The sequence below is a fragment of the Alteribacter aurantiacus DSM 18675 genome (assembly GCF_000429705.1).
Classification (GTDB): Bacteria; Bacillota; Bacilli; order Bacillales; family Salisediminibacteriaceae; genus Alteribacter; species Alteribacter aurantiacus.
In genome coordinates, this window is sequence record NZ_AUCJ01000011.1 from 66,750 (window position 1) to 86,534 (window position 19,785).

At 43.0% G+C, this 19,785-nt stretch carries 21 protein-coding genes, 6 tRNA genes and 1 rRNA gene; 4 read left to right on the plus strand and 24 right to left on the minus strand.

Features of this window, described 5'->3' with window-relative positions; translation table 11 throughout:
• Positions 1 to 157: 157 nt before the first annotated feature.
• From G476_RS0101610 to sigW, 7 genes are all read right to left on the minus strand, one after another.
• On the minus strand, positions 158 to 589 hold the full coding sequence (locus G476_RS0101610; RefSeq protein WP_026688561.1) for an N-acetyltransferase: 432 nt from the start codon (positions 587 to 589) through the stop codon (positions 158 to 160).
• 135 nt (positions 590 to 724) lie between these two features.
• Complete coding sequence (glmS, locus tag G476_RS0101615; RefSeq protein ID WP_026688562.1) at positions 725 to 2,527, minus strand: glutamine--fructose-6-phosphate transaminase (isomerizing); 1,803 nt, start codon at positions 2,525 to 2,527, stop codon at positions 725 to 727.
• A gap of 572 nt (positions 2,528 to 3,099) precedes the next feature.
• Complete coding sequence (glmM, locus tag G476_RS0101620) at positions 3,100 to 4,464, minus strand: phosphoglucosamine mutase (RefSeq protein WP_026688563.1); 1,365 nt, start codon at positions 4,462 to 4,464, stop codon at positions 3,100 to 3,102.
• 19 nt (positions 4,465 to 4,483) lie between these two features.
• Positions 4,484 to 5,977 carry a CdaR family protein gene (locus G476_RS21070; RefSeq protein WP_051314612.1) on the minus strand — a complete coding sequence of 498 codons (1,494 nt, stop codon included), beginning with the start codon at positions 5,975 to 5,977 and terminating at the stop codon, positions 4,484 to 4,486.
• Positions 5,970 to 6,785 carry a diadenylate cyclase CdaA gene (gene cdaA, locus G476_RS0101630; protein WP_026688564.1) on the minus strand — a complete coding sequence of 272 codons (816 nt, stop codon included), beginning with the start codon at positions 6,783 to 6,785 and terminating at the stop codon, positions 5,970 to 5,972. Before cdaA ends, G476_RS21070 begins: the two co-directional genes overlap by 8 nt.
• Before the next feature lie 316 nt (positions 6,786 to 7,101).
• Positions 7,102 to 7,764: an anti-sigma factor family protein gene (locus G476_RS0101635; RefSeq protein WP_026688565.1), complete on the minus strand. Its 663-nt coding sequence runs from the start codon at positions 7,762 to 7,764 to the stop codon at positions 7,102 to 7,104.
• 16 nt (positions 7,765 to 7,780) lie between these two features.
• Positions 7,781 to 8,344, minus strand: coding sequence for an RNA polymerase sigma factor SigW (sigW, locus tag G476_RS0101640; RefSeq protein ID WP_026688566.1), 564 nt, complete (start codon positions 8,342 to 8,344; stop codon positions 7,781 to 7,783).
• Positions 8,345 to 8,536: 192 nt separating this feature from the next.
• Here sigW and G476_RS23135 point away from each other — a divergent pair, with 192 nt between their 5' ends.
• The gene (locus G476_RS23135) at positions 8,537 to 8,710 is read left to right on the plus strand and encodes an aspartyl-phosphate phosphatase Spo0E family protein (RefSeq protein ID WP_156906501.1); all 174 of its coding nucleotides are present in this window, start codon (positions 8,537 to 8,539) and stop codon (positions 8,708 to 8,710) included.
• Positions 8,711 to 9,165: 455 nt separating this feature from the next.
• Here G476_RS23135 and G476_RS0101650 read toward each other — a convergent pair.
• The 9 genes from G476_RS0101650 to G476_RS0101690 all read right to left on the minus strand — a co-directional run bounded on the left by G476_RS0101650 (position 9,166) and on the right by G476_RS0101690 (position 10,430).
• Positions 9,166 to 9,241, minus strand: a tRNA-Ala gene (locus tag G476_RS0101650).
• Between the two features lie 23 nt (positions 9,242 to 9,264).
• Positions 9,265 to 9,339, minus strand: a tRNA-Gln gene (locus tag G476_RS0101655).
• 19 nt (positions 9,340 to 9,358) lie between these two features.
• Positions 9,359 to 9,434, minus strand: a tRNA-Thr gene (locus G476_RS0101660).
• Between the two features lie 19 nt (positions 9,435 to 9,453).
• Positions 9,454 to 9,528: transfer RNA gene (locus tag G476_RS0101665), tRNA-Glu, on the minus strand.
• A gap of 3 nt (positions 9,529 to 9,531) precedes the next feature.
• A tRNA-Thr gene (locus G476_RS0101670) sits at positions 9,532 to 9,607 on the minus strand.
• Between the two features lies 1 nt (position 9,608).
• Positions 9,609 to 9,683 (minus strand) — tRNA-Asn (locus G476_RS0101675).
• A gap of 6 nt (positions 9,684 to 9,689) precedes the next feature.
• Positions 9,690 to 9,854, minus strand: coding sequence for a hypothetical protein (locus G476_RS23455; protein WP_205620284.1), 165 nt, complete (start codon positions 9,852 to 9,854; stop codon positions 9,690 to 9,692).
• A gap of 80 nt (positions 9,855 to 9,934) precedes the next feature.
• A 5S ribosomal RNA gene (gene rrf / locus G476_RS0101685) occupies positions 9,935 to 10,051 on the minus strand.
• A 130-nt stretch (positions 10,052 to 10,181) separates the two neighbouring features.
• A complete protein-coding gene (locus tag G476_RS0101690) occupies positions 10,182 to 10,430 on the minus strand; it encodes a hypothetical protein (protein WP_026688567.1) in 249 nt (82 codons plus the stop codon).
• 175 nt (positions 10,431 to 10,605) lie between these two features.
• Here G476_RS0101690 and pdaB point away from each other — a divergent pair, with 175 nt between their 5' ends.
• On the plus strand, positions 10,606 to 11,367 hold the full coding sequence (gene pdaB / locus G476_RS0101695; protein WP_026688568.1) for a polysaccharide deacetylase family sporulation protein PdaB: 762 nt from the start codon (positions 10,606 to 10,608) through the stop codon (positions 11,365 to 11,367).
• Positions 11,368 to 11,453: 86 nt separating this feature from the next.
• On the opposite strand, the gene G476_RS0101700 is transcribed toward pdaB, so the two are convergent.
• A complete protein-coding gene (locus G476_RS0101700) occupies positions 11,454 to 12,194 on the minus strand; it encodes a KinB-signaling pathway activation protein (RefSeq protein ID WP_342664030.1) in 741 nt (246 codons plus the stop codon).
• Between the two features lie 60 nt (positions 12,195 to 12,254).
• Here G476_RS0101700 and gerD point away from each other — a divergent pair, with 60 nt between their 5' ends.
• Positions 12,255 to 12,920: a spore germination lipoprotein GerD gene (gene gerD / locus G476_RS21080; protein WP_342664031.1), complete on the plus strand. Its 666-nt coding sequence runs from the start codon at positions 12,255 to 12,257 to the stop codon at positions 12,918 to 12,920.
• A gap of 70 nt (positions 12,921 to 12,990) precedes the next feature.
• On the opposite strand, the gene G476_RS0101710 is transcribed toward gerD, so the two are convergent.
• The 7 genes from G476_RS0101710 to G476_RS21090 form a co-directional block, all read right to left on the minus strand.
• Positions 12,991 to 13,491 carry a YsnF/AvaK domain-containing protein gene (locus G476_RS0101710; protein ID WP_026688570.1) on the minus strand — a complete coding sequence of 167 codons (501 nt, stop codon included), beginning with the start codon at positions 13,489 to 13,491 and terminating at the stop codon, positions 12,991 to 12,993.
• Positions 13,492 to 13,604: 113 nt separating this feature from the next.
• Positions 13,605 to 14,090: a YsnF/AvaK domain-containing protein gene (locus G476_RS0101715; RefSeq protein ID WP_026688571.1), complete on the minus strand. Its 486-nt coding sequence runs from the start codon at positions 14,088 to 14,090 to the stop codon at positions 13,605 to 13,607.
• Between the two features lie 142 nt (positions 14,091 to 14,232).
• Positions 14,233 to 15,291: an Mrp/NBP35 family ATP-binding protein gene (locus G476_RS0101720; protein WP_026688572.1), complete on the minus strand. Its 1,059-nt coding sequence runs from the start codon at positions 15,289 to 15,291 to the stop codon at positions 14,233 to 14,235.
• Between the two features lie 351 nt (positions 15,292 to 15,642).
• On the minus strand, positions 15,643 to 16,347 hold the full coding sequence (cwlD, locus tag G476_RS0101725; RefSeq protein WP_026688573.1) for an N-acetylmuramoyl-L-alanine amidase CwlD: 705 nt from the start codon (positions 16,345 to 16,347) through the stop codon (positions 15,643 to 15,645).
• Positions 16,348 to 16,429: 82 nt separating this feature from the next.
• A complete protein-coding gene (locus G476_RS0101730) occupies positions 16,430 to 16,867 on the minus strand; it encodes a DUF2521 family protein (protein WP_026688574.1) in 438 nt (145 codons plus the stop codon).
• Positions 16,868 to 17,264: 397 nt separating this feature from the next.
• On the minus strand, positions 17,265 to 17,840 hold the full coding sequence (locus G476_RS21085; RefSeq protein ID WP_051314614.1) for a hypothetical protein: 576 nt from the start codon (positions 17,838 to 17,840) through the stop codon (positions 17,265 to 17,267).
• A gap of 41 nt (positions 17,841 to 17,881) precedes the next feature.
• Entirely contained in the window at positions 17,882 to 18,487 is a 606-nt protein-coding gene (locus G476_RS21090; protein WP_051314615.1) for a hypothetical protein, read from the minus strand.
• Positions 18,488 to 18,648: 161 nt separating this feature from the next.
• On the opposite strand from G476_RS21090, the gene G476_RS21095 reads away from it, so the two are divergent.
• Positions 18,649 to 19,782 carry a YheC/YheD family endospore coat-associated protein gene (locus G476_RS21095; RefSeq protein ID WP_051314616.1) on the plus strand — a complete coding sequence of 378 codons (1,134 nt, stop codon included), beginning with the start codon at positions 18,649 to 18,651 and terminating at the stop codon, positions 19,780 to 19,782.
• The last annotated feature ends 3 nt before the right edge of the window (positions 19,783 to 19,785 follow it).

The window sequence follows — 19,785 nt, forward strand, 5'->3', positions numbered from 1 at the left end:
TCTTTCTTAAAGCATTCAAGGGCATGAAAACAGGGCTATAAATACTCCTTGATAAAAACAAGCCGATAGCATTGGAACCTCCGGCTTGTTCACTTGGTTAACTTATGTGAATGGTAGTCGTAGATGAAGGTCGCCATCGTTTAGCTTACATGTTCCTTTATCCCTTGTGCCAATCCATTAGAATCTCATTTTCTCCCGTTTGTTCATCCAATTGCTCTTCTTTTATTACAAACCCTTGTTTCAAATAAAAGTGAATGGCTTCCTCATTTTTTTTGTAAACTTTCAATTGAATCTGATCTCTTTGTTCTTTTACTTTATTCAATAATTGTTTTCCATAGCCCTTACCTTGGTGGTTCATATGAACAAACAATGCAGCTAAATAGTGATCTACCATTGAAATAAAACCAACGATGTCTTTCCCGTTGTCTATTACTAAGCTTTCAGCCATTGGGAAGTATCGTTCTTTCATTTCCATTCGCTGAGATTTCCAATACTCTTTATCAATAAAGTTATGTGCGATTAAGGAAGACTCGTACCATATTTCTAGCATATTATTAAAGTCTTGTTCCCTACTTACTCTTATTGCCATAATAACTTCCTCCTACTAAAAAACGAACTCCTTTATTAGGTTGTTCTTCACCTAGTTCTCTATTACATTTAGTTGACTACCGTCTTATTATAGAAAGAAGTCGAGAGAAGTTCCTCTCGACTTAATTATACTCGTTTATTCAACCGTCACACTCTTAGCAAGGTTACGTGGCTTATCTACGTCACAGCCACGGTGGAGCGCTGCGTAGTAAGAGATAATTTGAAGTGGAAGGACGCTTACAAGCGGCGTCAAGTATTCGTGAACACGAGGGATCACGAGCGTGTCTTCTTCCTCATCCATTCCCTCCATACTGATGATGCAAGGGTAGGCTCCACGTGCAACAACTTCTTTGATGTTTCCGCGGATGCTTAAGTTTACGTGCTCTTGAGTAGCAAGACCGATGACCGGTGTACCCTCTTCAATAAGAGCGATTGTTCCGTGCTTAAGCTCACCGCCGGCAAATCCTTCAGCTTGAATGTAGCTGATTTCTTTTAGCTTCAGTGCACCTTCAAGGCAGACATGGTAGTCCATGGCACGACCGATGAAGAAACAGTTGCGTGTTACACTCATGTATTCACGGGCAATTTGCTCAAGAGCCTCTTTTTGATCGGTTAGTGTTTCCATCGCGTTCGCTACAATCGCAAGTTCTTGGAGAGGATCAAAGTCCATTTGAATACCAGCAGCACGAGCTGTGTCTACAGCAAGAATCGCTAGAACTGCCATTTGCGCTGTGTAAGCTTTTGTAGAAGCTACAGCAATCTCAGGTCCGGCATACGTGTGTAGTGTGTAATCCGCTTCACGGGAAAGTGTAGATCCTGGTACATTTGTGATTGTTAATGATTTATGGCCAAGCTTCTTGATCTCAACAAGGACGCCACGGCTGTCGGCCGTTTCACCACTTTGTGAGATGAAAATAAAGAGTGGTTTTTCGCTTAACAATGGCATGTTGTATAGAAACTCACTAGCAATGTGTGTTTCAACCGGTTTGTTAGCGATCTTTTCAATCAATTGCTTTCCTACAAGGCCCGCATGGTAGCTTGTTCCCGCTGCAATAATATACACGCGATCAGAATCAAGTACAGCTTGGCGGATCTCTTCGTCCAGTTTGATTGTGTCGTTTTCGTTCTGATATTTCGTAATGATATTTCGGATAACATAAGGCTGCTCATCGATTTCTTTGAGCATGTAATGAGGATACGTGCCTTTTTCAATGTCGCTTGCATCAAGCTCCGCTGTGTATGGCTCACGTGAAACGTCTTCTCCGTCTAACGTTTTCACTTGAACGTTTTCGCGAGTGACAATCACGATTTCTTCGTCCATCAATTCGATGAACTCGTTCGTAACTTGTAGCATAGCCATAGCATCACTGGCTACAACGTTCACACCATCAGCTACACCAACAAGAAGGGGGCTTTTATTTTTACCCACATAAATGGTGTTAGGATCTTGGTTGTCTAACAGAGCCGTTGCGTAAGAACCTTTTAGAAGGCTAAGCGTTAAACGAAACGCTTCTTCTGTGGTTTTCCCTTCACTTGCGAAGCGCTCAATCAGTTGTACGATGATTTCCGTATCCGTATCACTGACAAGCTCTACGTGTTGAAGGTGTTCTTTACGAAGCTGTGAGTAATTCTCGATTACTCCGTTGTGAACGATTGTGAAACGCTCGTTGCTGCTCTGATGTGGGTGTGCGTTAACTTGGCTAGGTGCACCGTGAGTCGCCCAACGAGTGTGTCCGATGCCCACTGTCCCTTTTTTGTTCCCATCAACAGCATCACGAAGATTGGCGATACGTCCTTTTTCTTTAAATACGCTAACGCCCTGTTCGTTTGCAACCGCAATCCCAGCGGAGTCATATCCTCGGTACTCAAGCTTTTCAAGACCTCTTAGTAAAATCTCTTTTGCATCCTCTGTTCCGATATATCCAACAATTCCACACATAAATCCATTTCCTCCCTATAGCAGGGCAAGAAATGCGCAGGGCACTCTCGCCCCACTCTCTATTATCATTTTTATGGTCATCAGAATCCCGGCTTTTGTTCAAAGAGTCACCTCTTTGTTTTAGGCCCGAGATTTTCGGTTGTGATGATAGCAACCGGGAGGCATCCGCCGAAATGCTCGATAAACCTCCTCCTCGTCAACTACCCGTGTTTTCCGTCCACAAGGGTAGTTCAGGCGCTTTATAAATAAAATTGTCCTTCTTCCATCCACCTTTCCATTTTTGAATACCCGCTCATCATACTATAAACGTGAAATTTTGGTCAATAGTAAATCTGAAAGGGCTACTGTTGGGATTTCCCCAGTGTGTGTATACGTAAACGTTTCTTTTTCCTTGCTCCTCACCTCCTTAAAAAGTGAAGCCAAAGCATCTTAATAAAGACCGTAAAAAAGAATGGTCTCTTATATCCTGTGAGGTCTTCTGGTTTTGTCTAAAACATCAACTAAAACAAGTGAACCATCACAATTAGAATATGCGTGGATGACACGCTCTGTGTCACCCACGCCATCCTACGTTAGTCCAGAGATCCGAGCTCTCTTTTCACAACGTCAACGATTTTTTGTACATATGTGTCACACAACTCTTCCGTTGGCGCTTCTGCCATCACGCGTACGAGAGGCTCAGTACCTGAAGGTCTTACTAGTATACGACCGTTACCGTTCATTTCTGCTTCAACAGCATTGATTTCATCTGCAAGAACTTGGCTGTCATGTAAAGCGTGCTTATCGGCTACACGAACGTTCACAAGCTTTTGAGGAAACTTTTTCATTTCAGACGCCAACTGGGAAAGAGGCTTGTCTGTTGCTTTCATAATGTTAACGAGCTGAATAGCAGACAGAAGGCCATCTCCTGTTGTGGAGTAATCCAAGAAGATAATATGACCACTCTGCTCTCCACCTAGGTTGTAGCCGCCTTTACGCATCTCTTCCATCACGTAACGATCCCCAACGGCCGTTTGTTTTGTGTTGGCACCAATCGTCTCCAACCCTTTATAGAAACCAAGGTTACTCATGACTGTTGAAACGATTGTGTCTTCTTTCAAGAATCCTTTTTCTTTCATGTACTTTGCACAAATAAACATGATTTGGTCCCCATCAACGATTTCACCATTTTCGTCCACCGCGATTAATCGATCGGCGTCTCCGTCAAAAGCAAGGCCGATATCGGCACCTTTTTCTTTAACTAAAGTCACAAGGGCTTCAGGGTGAGTCGATCCGACACCTTCGTTAATGTTAACACCGTTCGGTGATGCGCCAATTGTAGAGATCTGATCTGCTTCAAGATCTGCAAACAAATGTGTCGCAAGTGAAGAAGCTGCTCCGTGAGCACAATCCAAAGCGATATGTAAGCCGGTAAAATCTTGATGGATCGTCTGTTTTAAGAATTGAATATACTTTTGACCACCTTCGAAATAGTCATTTACTTGACCAAGCTCTCCACCTGTAGGACGAGGAAGGCCATCTTCTACTCCTTCTTCTTGGTTAAGAAGCGCTTCGATCTCTTCTTCTTGACTATCCACAAGCTTGAATCCGTCCGGTCCAAAGAATTTAATTCCGTTATCTGCGACCGGGTTATGAGAAGCCGAAATCATGACACCTGCTTGGGCACTCAATGCTTTAGTAAGGTAAGCCACTCCAGGCGTTGAAATAACACCGATTCGCATAACTTCCGCACCGATAGATAATAACCCTGCTACAAGAGCTCCTTCAAGCATATGACCCGAGATACGCGTGTCTCGACCGATTAATACTTTTGGTTTCCCTTCACATTCTTTCGTAAGAACGTGTCCCCCAAAGCGCCCGAGCTTGAATGCAAGCTCCGGTGTTAGCTCTGTATTTGCCACTCCTCTTACCCCATCAGTTCCAAAAAACTTACCCATATGAATCTCTCCTTGTTTTTTATATCCAGATCTTTAATCCTGATGATTCAGTAGAAGAGGACTCTTCTTCACCTTCATCTTCTTCTGTTTCGTCCTCTTCGTTATCTTCATCTTCTTCATCAGGCTCTTCTTGCTCTTCTTGTTCTTCTAGTTCTTCATCTTCTCTATTTGCTTCTTCATCCTCTGGTTCAGTAGAAGAAGGTTCTTCTGAATCTTCTTCGGGTTCTTCACTTTCGCCTGGTGAAGACCTCATCGCTTGTGTGGCTTCCTCTTCATTCTCTTCATCATACACGAGGACTTGTACTTCGTTTAAACTTTGGTTAAAACGAAGGTTGCGAGGTCCGTTTAGCACAAGAGGAACTTCGTGTTCACCATCTTCAAGCCCTTCTAAGTCAATAAAGGCATCAATATCATTTCTTCCTAATTGGCTGAGTAAGCTTGGCGCTCCAAGCACTTGAAGGTCAAAATAGGCGCTTTCAGGTGAAACAAGCTCCACTTCTTTCCCCTCTTCAAGACCTACAATATCGAATGGGAAGTTCCCAAAGGTTCTTGTTTCTTCTTCTTCAATCTCTACATCCACCGTGATTGTTGATGGCTCCACTCTTTCAACACCATCAGGAACCGGAACGTCCAACTCAAAGGACGTATCTTCTGTAATGTCATTCAAATCAATGGTTAAGTCATCAATAGAATCGATGTTATTTAACACATCGGACGGTCCAAACAACGTCACTTCACTTGGTGAAGCTTCAATCGATGCTACCGCACTGCCATTTGGAAGACTGCCTTCACGTCCAATGTTCACTGGCACATCTTTTCTCGGAGAAGCAGTAATCGGCACTTCTACTTCAACGTCCGACGGCGTAGTTTCAAGCTGTATTTCGTTACCAAAAGAATCAAACAAAACCACATCAAAGCGATCTTCTATCGTTTCCGTTTCCCCTCTAATATCAACAAAAGTACGAGCATACGCAATTTGGTTGATCAGGCTCTCCGCAGCCGTCACTTCCACAGTGGAAGGCTCAACCGAAGGCTCTCCGATCGTATACCCCGGCTCTACATCTTCTTGGTTCAATAATTCAACCTCAACAGGGAAGGAAGCCGTTTGTTTCTCTTCCAATGTCACTCTCACGGTCATAGGAATAACCGAAACGTTCAAGTCACTTGAGAATCCTCTATGTTGGACCCGTTCATAGTGCTCACCCGGCTCTTTCCCTCTTAAATCAATAAATAGTTCATACTGCTGGCTTCTAAACTGCAGCATAGTTAACACGTTTTGCGGCCCTCTCACATTCACTTCCACGGTCTGTGGAGCGTCTGTGACGATATAGTCCTCATCATTGTAGTAAATTTGAAGATCTACCTCTTCTAAAACACGGTGGCCATCCGTAATACCCGGGATTCCACCCGGCTGTTGGTTCACGTTATCGATACTCACCATCATATATAGCATAACAGCAATGAAAATGGAGATTCCGCGGATGAACCATTTGTTGTTAAACCATTTATCCATTCTTCTTGCCCCCCCACTGCCAACGAGATGTAGTGGAGCCAGGGTCAGATATCATCTCTTTCATAAGCAACTCTCTCAACGAATCTTCATCCAAGTTACGGTGAAGCTCACCGTTCTTCGTAAGAGAGATACCACCTGTCTCTTCAGAAACAGCTAGGGTAATGGCATCTGTTACTTCACTTACCCCAAGAGCGGCACGGTGTCTGGTACCCAGTTCCTTTGAAATAAACGGGTTTTCCGACAGTGGTAAATAGCAAGCAGCAGCCGTTATTTCACTTCCTTTAATAATAACAGCACCATCATGAAGAGGCGTATTCGGAATAAATACGTTGATCAAAAGTTCCGAAGATAGCTTCGCCTCCATAGGGATCCCCGTTTCCACGTAGTCATTCATCCCCGTTTCTCGCTCAAGGGAGATGAGAGCACCAATGCGGCGCTTCCCCATATAGTTCGCTGCCTTCACGATATGATTGATCGTCGTTTTCACTTCTTCTTCCTCGGCCGATGAACTCTTCGCAAAGAACTTCCCTCTTCCCAGTTGTTCTAAGGCTCTTCTCAGTTCAGGCTGGAAAATAATAATAATTGCCAATAAACCATATGTAACAGCTGTGCCCATGATCCATTGGAGCGTCTGCAAGCCCAAGAAACTGGAGATGAACCATACCGCTAAAATAACGATAATCCCTTTTACAAGCTGAACGGCCCTCGTACCTCGAATGACCATAATCAACTTGTATATCACAAATGAAACTAAAGCAATATCTAAAATAATACCTAAAATACGTAAGATTTGAATATCGTCGAACATGGCTTTTCCTCCATGAAGTATTTCCTCAAGAAACGTCTAAGGCTGGATCTTTTTAGTATTGTAATAACTTACCTATTATATCACAGAACGTTTACTTTCGGTTTGACCCATTACTGTTTTTTTCCCTTATTCATATCGATGTACTCCCCTTTTTACAGACGACGGAACTCCTTTTTTGTTACATAAAAAAAGAAGCTGTCCGGTTTTTACCCGGTCAGCTCCTTTAAATAATCAGGAAACCCAGCTTTTTTCTTTTATAGTCACAGTGTCGAACAGATCGCGGAGTTGAGCACTCATCACGTTAACCACCGCAATGTTATGAAAAAGGCGCAGAGTTCGTTCTGGCTTCTTCTGACTTTCCATTAAAAACATTCACCACTTCACCAAAGAAGGATTTCGTCTCATACCATATCCAGCTTAGAATTTGATTAATTTCATTCGTTTCTCCCGCAATGTATCCTGCAGAAGCTAGGTACGGCTCTCCATTAATGACCGTAACGTTTCCGAGAACTTCTCCTTCAATCTCAACATCACCATTACGAATGATCAAATCGCCTTCAATGGTTTCGCCCGCCGGGACGACAACGACGTTTCTCGTTTCATCGATATGAAAATTGCCTTGTCCTTGTACCGAAATATGCGAGCCTCCTCCGGACCACAAAGACGAAACACTCGTCACAAAAAGAAGCATAAACACAGCCGCCGCAAGGATAAAGGGGTGTTTTCTCATCCATGTCTTATATTTCTTAGATTTTTTTTGTGCAGGCAATTTGCCCATCACATTAGCTGTAAAATCAGCGGGGGCCTCCACATGAGATGTGCTTTGAACGAGGGCAATCGTTTTCCGCAGCTCCCTGAGGTGCTTTTCACACTCTCCACAAGTAACCAAATGTTGTTCAAACTGCTTCTTTTCAAGAAGAGTCATTTCTTCGTCGAGGTATTTATGAAGGTCTTCCATTTTTGTTTTTTCACAAGCCATTGTTAGCACCCCTTTCTTACGAGTTGCGAAGTCGCTTACGCAACGCTTCTCTCCCCCGGTGAATTCGCGTTTTTACCGTAGCCACCGGCATATTAAGGATTTCAGCGATTTCCTTTAAAGATAAATCCTCTAAGTACTTTAAAATGATCGCTGAGCGATATTTTGGGGGAAGAGCTGCAATTTCATTTTGAATCCATTCTTGCATTTCATACTGAACCACTTTATCTTCAGGCAGTTCCTCATCTGCAGCAATTTGAGAATAATATGTGAGATCTTCTGTTCCACCTACCGGATCGTCAAGATGAAAATCCGGCTTCTTCTTACGTATACGATCAATCGATAAATTGGTTGCAATCCGAAACAACCAGGTTGAAAACTTCCGGTTCATATCGTAACTGTCAATGTTCGTATACGCCCTCAGAAATGCTTCTTGAGCCACGTCTTGTGCTTCGTGGACATTACCAAGCATGCGGTATGAGATTTGATAAACTTTATCTTTATAGAGTTCAACTAGTTCAGCAAACGCCTGTTGATCTCCTTTTTTCACTTCCATTATGATCTTTTTGACCACCGCATCCATTGTTTCCCCTCCGCTTCTTGGCGGCTACCTTCATTACGTACCAGGGTATAAAAAGGTTTCACCTAATTTCCAATTAACATTTTATCACCTAAAAACAGAAAAATCATACAGTTTTTAAAAAAGAATATGTTTAGAATAGCTTTACTTAGGGTATCCTACACACAATTAAGTCTAATTTATGGGAGGGCGTACATGTTGGAGCTTGAACAAAAAGACTTGTTAGAGGAAATCGAATGGGCACGAGAGAAGATGTACACCCTGTCATCGCAACTAAACCGGACCTCTCACGAAGTCGTAGCAATTAGTTCATACTTAGACAAACTACTTAACAAATACCAATCCACTTACTACAAAATAGAAAACTAATATAAAACGATACTATCCCCACCCGCCGCTTAGATGCTACGGGTGTTTCTTTTTGTTTTTGGGGAGAGTCAAGCTGGGGATGGGAGGGAACGCGACAGTGGCAGGCGGATCTTTCAGCGCCCGTATGTATGATCGACTTATTAATCACTGTAGGAGTAGTCCACTTATTTTACTTTTGCTTCATCGGAAATTGTTTCGGATGTCGTAAAAACCACTTATTATTTTTTTGTCTGAGATAATTGAGTGATTGTTCCAGTAATTTTCGGATTGAACCACTTATTTTGAGTTCGATCCATTTATTAAAGTTTCGTTCCAGTTAGCTCTTAATCCTATTGATCCTCACTTCGTTTGAGGAGGGTGATTAGCTTAAATTCCAATATCTTCGGACAAAGTTTTAAAACCCCTCTAAAAAACAAAAAAATCCGGCTTAAATAAGCCAGAGTCGATTATAAGTATGGTGGAGCCTAGCGGGATCGAACCGCTGACCTCCTGCGTGCAAAGCAGGCGCTCTCCCAGCTGAGCTAAGGCCCCAATTGTGGTTATCAAAATAAAAATGGCAGGGCTAGCAGGATTCGAACCTGCGCATGACGGAATCAAAATCCGTTGCCTTACCGCTTGGCTATAGCCCTATGCCTAAAAAATATGTAGTGGTGCTGGCCAGAGGACTTGAACCCCCAACCTACTGATTACAAGTCAGTTGCTCTACCAATTGAGCTAGGCCAGCAAAAAAGATAGATTGAAAATGGTGACCCGTACGGGATTCGAACCCGTGTTACCGCCGTGAAAGGGCGGTGTCTTAACCACTTGACCAACGGGCCTCCTGGAGCTTCCTAGCGGGCTTGAACCGCTGACCTCATCCTTACCATGGATGCGCTCTACCAACTGAGCTAAGGAAGCATGGCTCCACAGGTAGGACTCGAACCTACGACCGATCGGTTAACAGCCGATTGCTCTACCACTGAGCTACTGTGGAACGGTACTAAATTGCCAATAGGCGGCGAATCTCTTCGTCTGCTGCGCTCATTCCCTTAGTCACGTACTTGGGTACGCTCCTTCGGTCATTCACTTGCTTCCTCGACCTTCTTGCCTCTTGGCAATTCAGGATTTGGAAACGGCGGCGAATCTCTTCGTCTGCTGTGCTCATTCCCTCAGTCACGTACTTGGGTACGCTCCTTTGGTCATTCACTTGCTTGTCCGCTTTTTGACTTAACCCAGAAGGGTAATGCCTAGCGACGTCCTACTCTCACAGGGGGAGAGCCCCCAACTACCATCGGCGCTGAAGAGCTTAACTTCCGTGTTCGGCATGGGAACGGGTGTGACCTCTTCGCCATCGTCACTAGACATGTTTGAGACATTTGATATCATACTATATTTTCTTGCGTTCTTGCAAGAGGTTTTATAGATTTTTTTATCAAAATGTTCAATTTCGTTTTTTTACCCTGAAGGCCCGTATGTATTTGTGGTTAAACTATTATTTTGACTTGCGTTCGGTTCCGTCCGCCTTTGACGTTTGACGGTGCCTCACATACTTCATATATTCTTTCGGATTTACAAAACGTTTATACATCCGAAAAATAATTTGGTACCTTTCTTCCATCGCTCGTTTTACAATCCCATCAATACGGGAGTCGGTTAAATCGAGCAGCAATTCTTCGAGTTCGCGTTTTAATAAATACTCCATTTCCTGCGTTTCTTTTCCGGTCAGCATTAATCCAAACATAGGTCACCTCTGTCATTAACATTTGCAAGCGATTATGTCTGTTCTAAGGTGGAAGTTGTACCAAGCGTGTCATATTTCCCGCTCTCCATGATTATTTTCAACTTCCTTCCTTTTTATTCATAAATGCTAGTCCTCCGAATACATATAGGGTAACAATGGACAAGGAGGACTCCGGATGAATTTTTTTTGGATTTGGAACGCGAGTCGGATCAAACGCTATTCAGTTATCGTCCTTGCTGCTCTATTCACAGCCGGGATCTTGTATGTAGAGCGTACGCAAATCCCTGTTTTCTCAACCGGCGAAAAGCCGGTGGCCATCTATAAGGTGGAAACGGAAGACAAGGATATCGCACTTACATTCAACATCAGTTGGGGCGAAGAACGTGCGTTACCGATTCTTGATACCCTAAAAGAAAACAACGTCTCAAATGCCACCTTCTTTATCTCTGCCGCTTGGGCTGAACGGCACCCCGAAGTCGTTGAACGCATCCTTGAGGATGGTCACGAGATCGGCAGCCACGGTTTCCGTCATGATCACTATACAAAGTGGGAAGACGAAAACATTAAAAAAGATATTTTAACCGCTCACGAAATTATTAAAAAGGTAAGTGACACCGCCCCACAATTTCTACGTCCCCCTAATGGGAACTTCGACAATCGTGTTCTAACAATCGCTGACAAGCTCAATTATGATGTCGTTCATTGGAGCGTCGACTCCAACGATTGGGTAAACCCTGGGGTCGATCAAATCGTTGAAAACGTCGTCGGTAACGCAGCACCGGGAGATATTGTGCTCATGCACGCCTCAGATTCGGCCAAGCAAACCGCCGAAGCACTCCCTCAAATCATTGAACATCTTGAAAAAGGCGGTTTCACTTTCGTCTCCATTTCAGAACTTATGACCGGCGCAGAGTCAAGCGCACAGGAAGTCAACTAAGAAGGCACTTTTTGGGGGTCTGACCCCGCACAATTTTGTGTAAATCATAAACATTTGAAGGATTTAAAAAAAGCTTAGCGACGAGGCTAAGCTTTTTTAGGTTCTTTTTTATTCGGTTGCTGATGAAGGCGATGAAGGACCATGATCTGCCACGTATTCGCCACTAGAAGAGGCACAAGGGCCGTCCACAGGAATGTTGGGTCATTTTCACGAAGAGCAGGAATCCACTCAATCGTCGTCACCACAACCATGAAGAACAACGTTGGAATAAAGGCGGTAAAGTTCGTATCTTTCGCTTTCAGGTAAGAAACGATTACACTATATCCAAGAAGAAACAGTGGTAATATTAGATAGCCAACGAACGATTCCCCATCGTCTGCAAAAGCAAGGTGCCTAAAGAAGACCAGATCGAACAACACAAATGCAATTAAAACAACCTGGACACGGTTCCATAGCTGTGTGCTTTTAAAAATTCCTAATCCGAAACGGTGAATCGTTAAATAAGCAAAGAAGCCCATTTGAGAGATGATTGTCCAAATTCCCGCTCCTACAAAGAGCATGAACATCCCGCCTAGGTTCCCTTCCCGTAAATCTTGCATATGGGTTCCAAAATCTAAAAACAGTCCCATTAGAACCCCCGCAGTGGTTCCGATGATAAACGTACTATAAAATAAAAAAACGACTTTTCGTGTATTCACTATTCTGCCCCCGATATTGTATAGATGCCACCCAACATTGTACCAAACTCCAGGCACCAAATTCCACTTTTTTTCATTACCTGAACTCTCCATTCGTGCCAACGAGATGCAACTTCCCTTCTGTCGCATAAACCCCCTCCTTTTTACGCATATTAAGAAAAAAGACAGAGAATAAAGGGGCTGACACAATTGAATCGTGTCTTAAAAAAAGCGGCCTATTCATTTTTTATTATGTGTATACTCGTAACATCCGGTTGCGCAGCCATGGAAGACCAAGGCAGTCAGCCCGATTATGAAGATACAAAGAAGATGATGGTCGATATGTTGAAAACCGATGAAGGAAAACAAGCCATACAAGAAGTACTCCAAGATGAAAAGGTTAGAGGTTCCGTTGTTATGGACCAAGTGTTCGTAAAGGATACGATTGAAAACACACTTACTACCGCCCAAGGAAAAGGATTCTGGAATGAAATGGTCAAAGATGCGGAGTTCAAGCAAACCTTAGCCGAAAGCATGCAACAACAAAACGAAAAAATCTTAAAAGGACTTATGAAAGACCCTGAATATCAACAGATGTTCGTAGACGTCATGCACGATCCTGAGATGGAAGAACACTTTCTCGAACTCATGCAGAGCAAAGAATATCGCCAGCAAGTGATGAATGTAATGGCTGAAGCATTTGAAAGTCCTTATTTCATGGCGAAATTAAATCAAATTCTAGGTGATGTAGCAAAAGAACAAATGGAAAAACAAGATGAAGAAAACAAAGAACAAGAAGAACCCGAACAAGATGATAGCCAGAAACCAGAAGAAGAACAGATGGGACAAACATCCGGCCAAGGCGGCGGAGGTTAAAGCGGTAGTACCCAAAGTAGAACAAGGTCAGATCAAAAGCAGCGGGTCACCGCTGCTTTTTTACTTTTCTTTATTCTTCTTTTACATCTACCTGACCAACAACATCAACATGAACGTCTTCTTTTTTCACTGGAACCTTTACGGTTTCCAGTTCTTCGACTTGCCGCTTTGACACATCCACTTCCGCTATTCTTACTGGGTGTTTTGTTATCTCCACTTCTTCTTCTTTAACGGGTATCCGGAGTTCTTCTTCGTCCCCAACCTCAATTACCATTTCCTCACGTCTAACCGGTATCTTGAATGTTTTCTCTTCCTCAACCACCTCTTTGCGAACAGTAACATCACCTACAGTCACTCGTTCTTTTTTTATCTCCAACTGTTCTTCTTTAAGTTTAATTAGTTGTTCAGAAGACCCTTGTTTATTTTCAGCCACACTATTTCTTCTCCCTCTTATCGCATTAGCAAGAAGAACACCGACCACTCCCCCTACTACCACACCGGCTAAAAGATACCCTGTAACCCACCCAAACAGTCCCCCTGCAAATAACCCCGTTATAACAAATCGTCCCATACCTTTCTCCCTTCAATAACGTTTTTTCTATTTTGCCCATTGCAGAAATGAGTATGAAAAAAGGTATCCAAGGCACCGTCATTAGACGGACTGATTGGACACCTTTCTTAGCACTACTTGTTATTCATATCGTTTACAACGTCTGCCTTACCATGTGTTTCTACATCCGCTACTTCCTTGTGAAGAACGTCATGGACTTGTTCTGTTTCTTCAACAGAGCGCTTATGAGCAGTAACTTCTCCAGTCACTACAGTATGTTTTTCAACATCCACCTCTTCTGCTGTAACTGGAATATGAACAGTTTCTTCTTCTGAGATTGGCTCATCCGTCGGTTCGTGGTCTACAGCTTTTCTTTCAATGACAACTTGGTCGTGGGAAACAGGAACATTTACCGTTTGTTCCTCTTCAACGATATCTTTATGGATTTCCACATCCCCTGTTTCGTCTCTGTGTTTGTGGATATCTAACTCTTCTTGTCGAAGATCAATATGCGCGTCATCTCTTGCGAATTCCGTATCCCTATTTTCCTCATTCACATTCTCACGCTCATCACGCTTTTTGTTATCTTTGTCATTAAAAAAATCAAAAAAGCCCATCATACACCCTCCTTTGGAAGTTACGTGGACATTGCCCACCTATATATTTTTGCCAAAGGGTCTAAAACCATTCGTTAAAATAAAGGTTCTCTTGGCTTAAAATAGGTAAAAAAAGCCCGTAGACTTATTGTCTACGAGCAACAAACTATTTTCCAATCTTATCAATAACAGAATCTGCCAGATCCGAATAAATCTGTCCAATTTGATGGTCTTCATCATACACAGACGGCGCGAAATTATCTTCGTCAATTTCCGGCTGGCCGAGTGGAATCTTCACAAGAATTTCGCTACGAAGTTCTTCTGCCAATCGTTCTCCCCCACCGGTACCGAAAACGTATTCTTTCTCGCCCGTAAGTTTGCTCTCAAAGTAAGCCATGTTTTCAACAATTCCAAGGATTTCGTGGTCCGTCTTTAGAGCCATCGCACCGGCACGAGCAGCAACAAACGCAGCTGTAGCGTGTGGTGTTGTAACGATGATCTCTTTACATTGTGGAATCATGGAGTGAATATCCAGTGCCACATCCCCTGTACCTGGTGGAAGGTCCAACACGAGGTAATCAAGGTCGCCCCATTCCACTTCGTTGAAGAAATTGTTTAGCATTTTACCAAGCATCGGTCCACGCCAAATAATCGGCGAGTTGTCTTCTACAAAGAAGCCCATGGAGATGACCTGAACACCAAAGCGATTAACAGGATAAATGCGCTGGCCCACGACTTTGGGTCTTTCTTCAATACCCATCATATCAGGTACGCTAAATCCGTAAATGTCCGCATCAATGATACCGACTTTTTTCCCTTTTCGAGCAAGGGACGTGGCTAAGTTTACGCTAACAGTAGACTTCCCTACGCCTCCCTTACCGCTTGTGACTGCGATAAACGTGGTTTTTCCACTTTTAGCACGGTCAAGGATCGTTTCGTTTTCCTCTTCACCATCCCCGCCACCGTGTTTTGCCAATACTTCATCGGATAGCTTTTCAAAACGAAGACCGACCGATTCAGCTCCAGCTCCTTTTACTGCGCTTACGATTGCCTGTTGCAGTTGCATTTGTTCAGCTGTACCCGGTTGAGCAATCGCCAATTTCAGGCTCACGAGATTATTTTTAATCTTCACTTCTTTTACAGACTGAAGTTCGATTAGACTTTTTCCTAAGTGCGGCTCTTGCACGTCTTTGAGTGCATCAAGCACTTGTTGTTCTGTAAGCATGGTAACACCGCCCTCTATGTATTCGATTACATTTCCTAGTATAACACAGACCAGTCCTTCTTCTCGCCCGTTATACACTTGATTTTTAGGAACAAAAGTACAAGCGCCTGGATCACGAGTGTTAAAGAAAACACGTGCTTCGCCCACAATGGCGAAAGCCTAAGTTGCGCTTATGCTGGAAGTACAAGCATTTGAGGGAGGCCATCAGTTCGAAGCGGCTACGCAAGCTTCATCTGATGGAATGAAATGACCTCGAGCTCGTTGGCGCTGAAGCTAGACGAATAAAAGAAGTACAAAGAGTCATGTAAGAAGAATTATAAATTCCTAAACAACAAAAAAAGAAGCAGGTCATCACTGACCTGCTCCTGGTATTGGCTCATCATATGAATAGCGAAGAATCCCTTCGTATATGGACGCCGCTACGCTTTGTTGATAATCCTTTGACTTTAACAATTCCGCTTCTGTTGGGTTGGACAAAAATCCGACCTCAACAAGTGCTCCAGGAATCTTCGACTGTTGCATTAAATAAATGCTGTTGATTGGCCTTGCATCTCGGTTTGTATTCTCCAAATTCCGAATAATCTCTGCTTGAATTTGTTTAGCAAGTACATCGCTTTTTTCCACAGCACGGTTATAAAAGGTCTGGGCACCGCTCCACTGCGGAGTCGGAATGGCGTTTAAGTGCAGACTGATAAACAGATCCGCATCCGACTCATTGATTAAAGCCACACGTCGTTTCAAATCTTCCACTTTTCTCGAACGAATACGCTTCGTCCCTTCAGCTGCCAAGTCATGGTCCCCTTCTCTTGTCATCAAAACAAGAGCTCCCGATTCTTGCAAATAATCCCGCAAGATAAACGTGATCTGAAGAGCAATGTCCTTTTCCAAATCTCCTGCACGAGATGACGCCCCTCCATCTATTCCTCCGTGCCCCGGATCCAAGACGATGACCTTCCCAGACAAAGGCAAACTCAACCCTGCTGAATCCTTGCTCGTAAACGCATATTGTACAAGTATAATAATGCCGATTAAGCCCACGATACTAAGTCCATACATCCACCACTTACGCACAACGGCTCCCCCCCTTGTCTACACCATAACTATATGGGACAAGAGAGGGGTTCAGAACTGAAATTGTTTAATGGAGCTTCATTTTGTACCGTCTCATTCCTTCGTTAAAACCTCTTTCCCACCATTGATGGACAAACGTCTCACTCATCTGTTTGTAACGCTCCTCGTCGGCCTCAGAGCCTCCTAGCCATGCCAAGAACTGTCCACTGGCCTGTTCAATGTAAATATCAATGTCATCGATGCACCGCTCTTTCGTTATTTCAGCGGTCTCGCCGTAATAACCGAAGCGTCCGTATTCGGACCCGAGCAAGAACGCATCGATCCCTACATCTACACAAAAATCCTCTAAATACATGTTGCTCACTCTGTCCATATAGATCGTTGTCATAAAGTGCTGATGCACATCTTTTCTAAGGTCGCTTATGGATAAACTGCGGAGTACCCGCCGTTCATAGTTCCACTGCTTCGTCCGTCTTTTCTCACTAAAGGATGTAATTAAATTCATGGTCTCCGCCTCTTTTTTAGTTCTATTTTTTGCAGTGGCGACGTCTTCACACCCGAGAAATGATGGGAGCTTACCCAGAGGATTCACAGACCCCACAGCATAGTGTGTGAGAGACCCTTTGAGTTTTATTAGAGAACGATGAGAGGGAAATGAAGAATGATTAATGTTGTCAAACACAAAAAAACCACCCGCATAAAATGAGTGAGGTTTTCTGAAAATAGTGATCTAACTTTGCCAGATGAAATAAACGGCAAAATAATTCTTCCCTTCAAAAACACATTTGTATCCACTAAAAATCAAAAAACCACCTGACCAATTACCAACGATTGTATTAGAAGAGCACAAGAACATCGGTTAAAAACAAAAACCATCCGATAAAGGATGGTAAGGATATGCTTTATTGAGGTGGGTTAATAAGGGTAATTTTACATAGGGAAATAGCCGATTCCACAAACTCACCAAAAATGGTTTGCTGACCGAAAACAATACCCAAACCTGTTGCAAGAACGGTGAAGTCTTCAGAAACAAAATTCTGTTGAAGACGAACAGCAACCGTTTGGCCTATCAAGGCATCAAACAGTTCTCGTAGTGGTCGTTCCTGACAGTTACACTCGCCAGGAAAATCCACCGGAGGCTCAAGTTGAATATCTGTTCCCGGCTCAAAGGCTACGACTAAAACATCCGCAATACTCACAACGGAAGTGCCGCTTTCACCTTCTACAGTCACTAAAAAATCATTTACACTTGTAATCGTTACGTCGGTTAATAACGGTGCCATGTTCGGTTGATCCGAATCAGTGGAAATCGTCACCACCTGATTGACCAGTTGCTCTAAGATACTTTGCATCGGAAATACACAACAATCACATACGCTAAAATTGTCTCCTGGCGGTCCTGGTGGCCCCGTAGGTCCAGGTGGCCCTTGTGGTCCCGGTGGTCCCGGTGGTCCGGGAATTCCGTTATGTCGCCCCATAATCTCAACTCCTATTTTTAAGGATCATTTATACTAAACCCCTACTCAGGTATGTCATGAATATCAACCAATGTTATCTTACATAGAGAGACTAAAGTGGTTAAAATAAACTCATTGAAAAACGGCTGAGTAGCCGCTACAATTCCTAGTCCCGTTCTCTCTATTGTCACGTTTTCAGCAACGAAATTTTGTTGCAAACGAATATCAACAACTTGGTTAATTAACCCATTGAACTCTTCCCTTAGAGCCCGCTCTTGGCAGTTGCACTCTCCGGGCAAATTTACCGGAGGTTCCAATTGGACTTCAGGACCGGTACCTCGTATATAAGCAACTCCAAGTGTGTCATGAATACTGACAATGGATATCACATCAAAAGCGTCCCTTACCGTGACCAAAAAATCATTTACTTCCTCAATCGTTACGATAAATAACAATGGCGGCTCATTCACTTGATCAGCTACTGTAGGGAGAATAACTTCCACACCTCTAAGTTGTTCCAAAATCGCTTGCATCGGCTGTACACAGCAGTCGCATACAGAAAACTCTGGACCGATTGGCCCCTGAGGTCCGGCAGCCCCAGGCGGCCCTGATGGTCCTGTTGGTCCCCGTGGCCCTGGTGGTCCCGGGATGCCATTATGATTACCCACCTTCTCATCCCCTTGAAAAAGAATAGTCATCTTATTACATGCACACCCATTATTAAGGTGCTTGCCCAAAAAGACATTTAAAGAATTCTTTAATAATTACTCAATATTCTAGGCACTTCCCCATTCAGGCATCATTACAAAACATAAAATAAAGGAGTGAAATGGGCGGAGGAATTAAATTGAAATTGAAAACGAATACACTTGTAGGCATCTTGGTAAAGGGGAAAAAACAAAGGAAAAGAGCCTTAAAATTATACGAAGGTAACCAAAGTAGGAACGTACAACTTTTTGCATTTACACAAAAGGATGTTCTTTGGGAAAAGAATCGAATCATTGGTCTTCACAAAAGAGGGGGAAAGTGGAAACAACGTCACTTTCAGTTTCCTGATGTGGTTTATAATCGTTGCTATAAGAAGAAGTTCAAAGCGTTACAAAAGCTCGAAAATCAGCTAGGTAAAGCGAAATGTTTTAACAAAATTACTCGATTCAACAAGTTGGAGATCTATCAATTTTTGCGACGCTCACGTTTAAAGCCATTTTTACCTCACACCTATACCTACACAAGTGAACGATTACAATCTTACTTAAAAAAATACAAATCTGTCTTTTTAAAACCTGTTTTCGGCTCCAAAGGAAACAAAGTATACCGGCTTACCTTACAAGATTCAGGTGAAGTCCATATCTCCACTCACACGACATACCCTACACAAATATGCACTTTAACGGACCTGCCGAAAAAGATTAAAAACCTTTGTCGGGGAAGGTCATATATAATCCAACAAGCCATTGAACTTAAAGTCCTTGAAGATCGTATTTTTGATATACGGTGTCTCACACAAAAGAACAAGGAGGGAAAATGGAGCATTTCCTCTATAACCTCCAGGGTCACTTATCCTCAGTGTTACAATACGAGTATGTATGAATCCATTCATCCAACAAAAGAAATTCTTGAAACATATTTACCTAAAAGCCAACGGCGTAAACTCATTCAACGTGTAAAGAAAATTAGTAAGCTGGCTGCAAAAGAAGTCGAACAACATTATGGCTTGTTGGGAGAATTGAGTGTCGATTTCGGTTTGGATAAATATAACAAATTATGGATTATTGAATTGAATGGAAAGCCCCAAAAAACCATTTATAATGACATAGAGAACACCAAAGGGAATAAAAAGATATACAGTAATCCTCTCCTTACGCTCTCTTTCTTGCTAAAAAAGGAACTAGAAATGGTTAAAACTCTTTCTGCCTCCCTAATTCATAAACAGCAAAACCCCATCCGTCTAAACAGCGAATGAGGT

Coding starts and splice junctions, on each gene's coding strand:
- sigW (WP_026688566.1), bottom strand. CDS start 8,344: ATGGATGCGGTGGTCAAAAAGATCATAATGGAAGTGAAAAAAGGAGAT.
- G476_RS21070 (WP_051314612.1), bottom strand. CDS start 5,977: ATGGATAAATGGTTTAACAACAAATGGTTCATCCGCGGAATCTCCATT.
- G476_RS0101720 (WP_026688572.1), bottom strand. CDS start 15,291: ATGCTTACAGAACAACAAGTGCTTGATGCACTCAAAGACGTGCAAGAG.
- pdaB (WP_026688568.1), top strand. CDS start 10,606: ATGAATTTTTTTTGGATTTGGAACGCGAGTCGGATCAAACGCTATTCA.
- cdaA (WP_026688564.1), bottom strand. CDS start 6,785: ATGTTCGACGATATTCAAATCTTACGTATTTTAGGTATTATTTTAGAT.
- G476_RS0101710 (WP_026688570.1), bottom strand. CDS start 13,491: ATGGGACGATTTGTTATAACGGGGTTATTTGCAGGGGGACTGTTTGGG.
- cwlD (WP_026688573.1), bottom strand. CDS start 16,347: ATGTATGGACTTAGTATCGTGGGCTTAATCGGCATTATTATACTTGTA.
- glmM (WP_026688563.1), bottom strand. CDS start 4,464: ATGGGTAAGTTTTTTGGAACTGATGGGGTAAGAGGAGTGGCAAATACA.
- G476_RS0101610 (WP_026688561.1), bottom strand. CDS start 589: ATGGCAATAAGAGTAAGTAGGGAACAAGACTTTAATAATATGCTAGAA.
- G476_RS0101730 (WP_026688574.1), bottom strand. CDS start 16,867: ATGAATTTAATTACATCCTTTAGTGAGAAAAGACGGACGAAGCAGTGG.
- G476_RS23135 (WP_156906501.1), top strand. CDS start 8,537: ATGTTGGAGCTTGAACAAAAAGACTTGTTAGAGGAAATCGAATGGGCA.
- G476_RS0101700 (WP_342664030.1), bottom strand. CDS start 12,194: ATGCGACAGAAGGGAAGTTGCATCTCGTTGGCACGAATGGAGAGTTCA.
- G476_RS0101715 (WP_026688571.1), bottom strand. CDS start 14,090: ATGATGGGCTTTTTTGATTTTTTTAATGACAAAGATAACAAAAAGCGT.
- G476_RS0101690 (WP_026688567.1), bottom strand. CDS start 10,430: ATGTTTGGATTAATGCTGACCGGAAAAGAAACGCAGGAAATGGAGTAT.
- glmS (WP_026688562.1), bottom strand. CDS start 2,527: ATGTGTGGAATTGTTGGATATATCGGAACAGAGGATGCAAAAGAGATT.
- G476_RS23455 (WP_205620284.1), bottom strand. CDS start 9,854: ATGAGCACAGCAGACGAAGAGATTCGCCGCCGTTTCCAAATCCTGAAT.
- G476_RS0101635 (WP_026688565.1), bottom strand. CDS start 7,764: ATGGCTTGTGAAAAAACAAAAATGGAAGACCTTCATAAATACCTCGAC.
- G476_RS21085 (WP_051314614.1), bottom strand. CDS start 17,840: ATGGGGCGACATAACGGAATTCCCGGACCACCGGGACCACCGGGACCA.
- G476_RS21095 (WP_051314616.1), top strand. CDS start 18,649: ATGGGCGGAGGAATTAAATTGAAATTGAAAACGAATACACTTGTAGGC.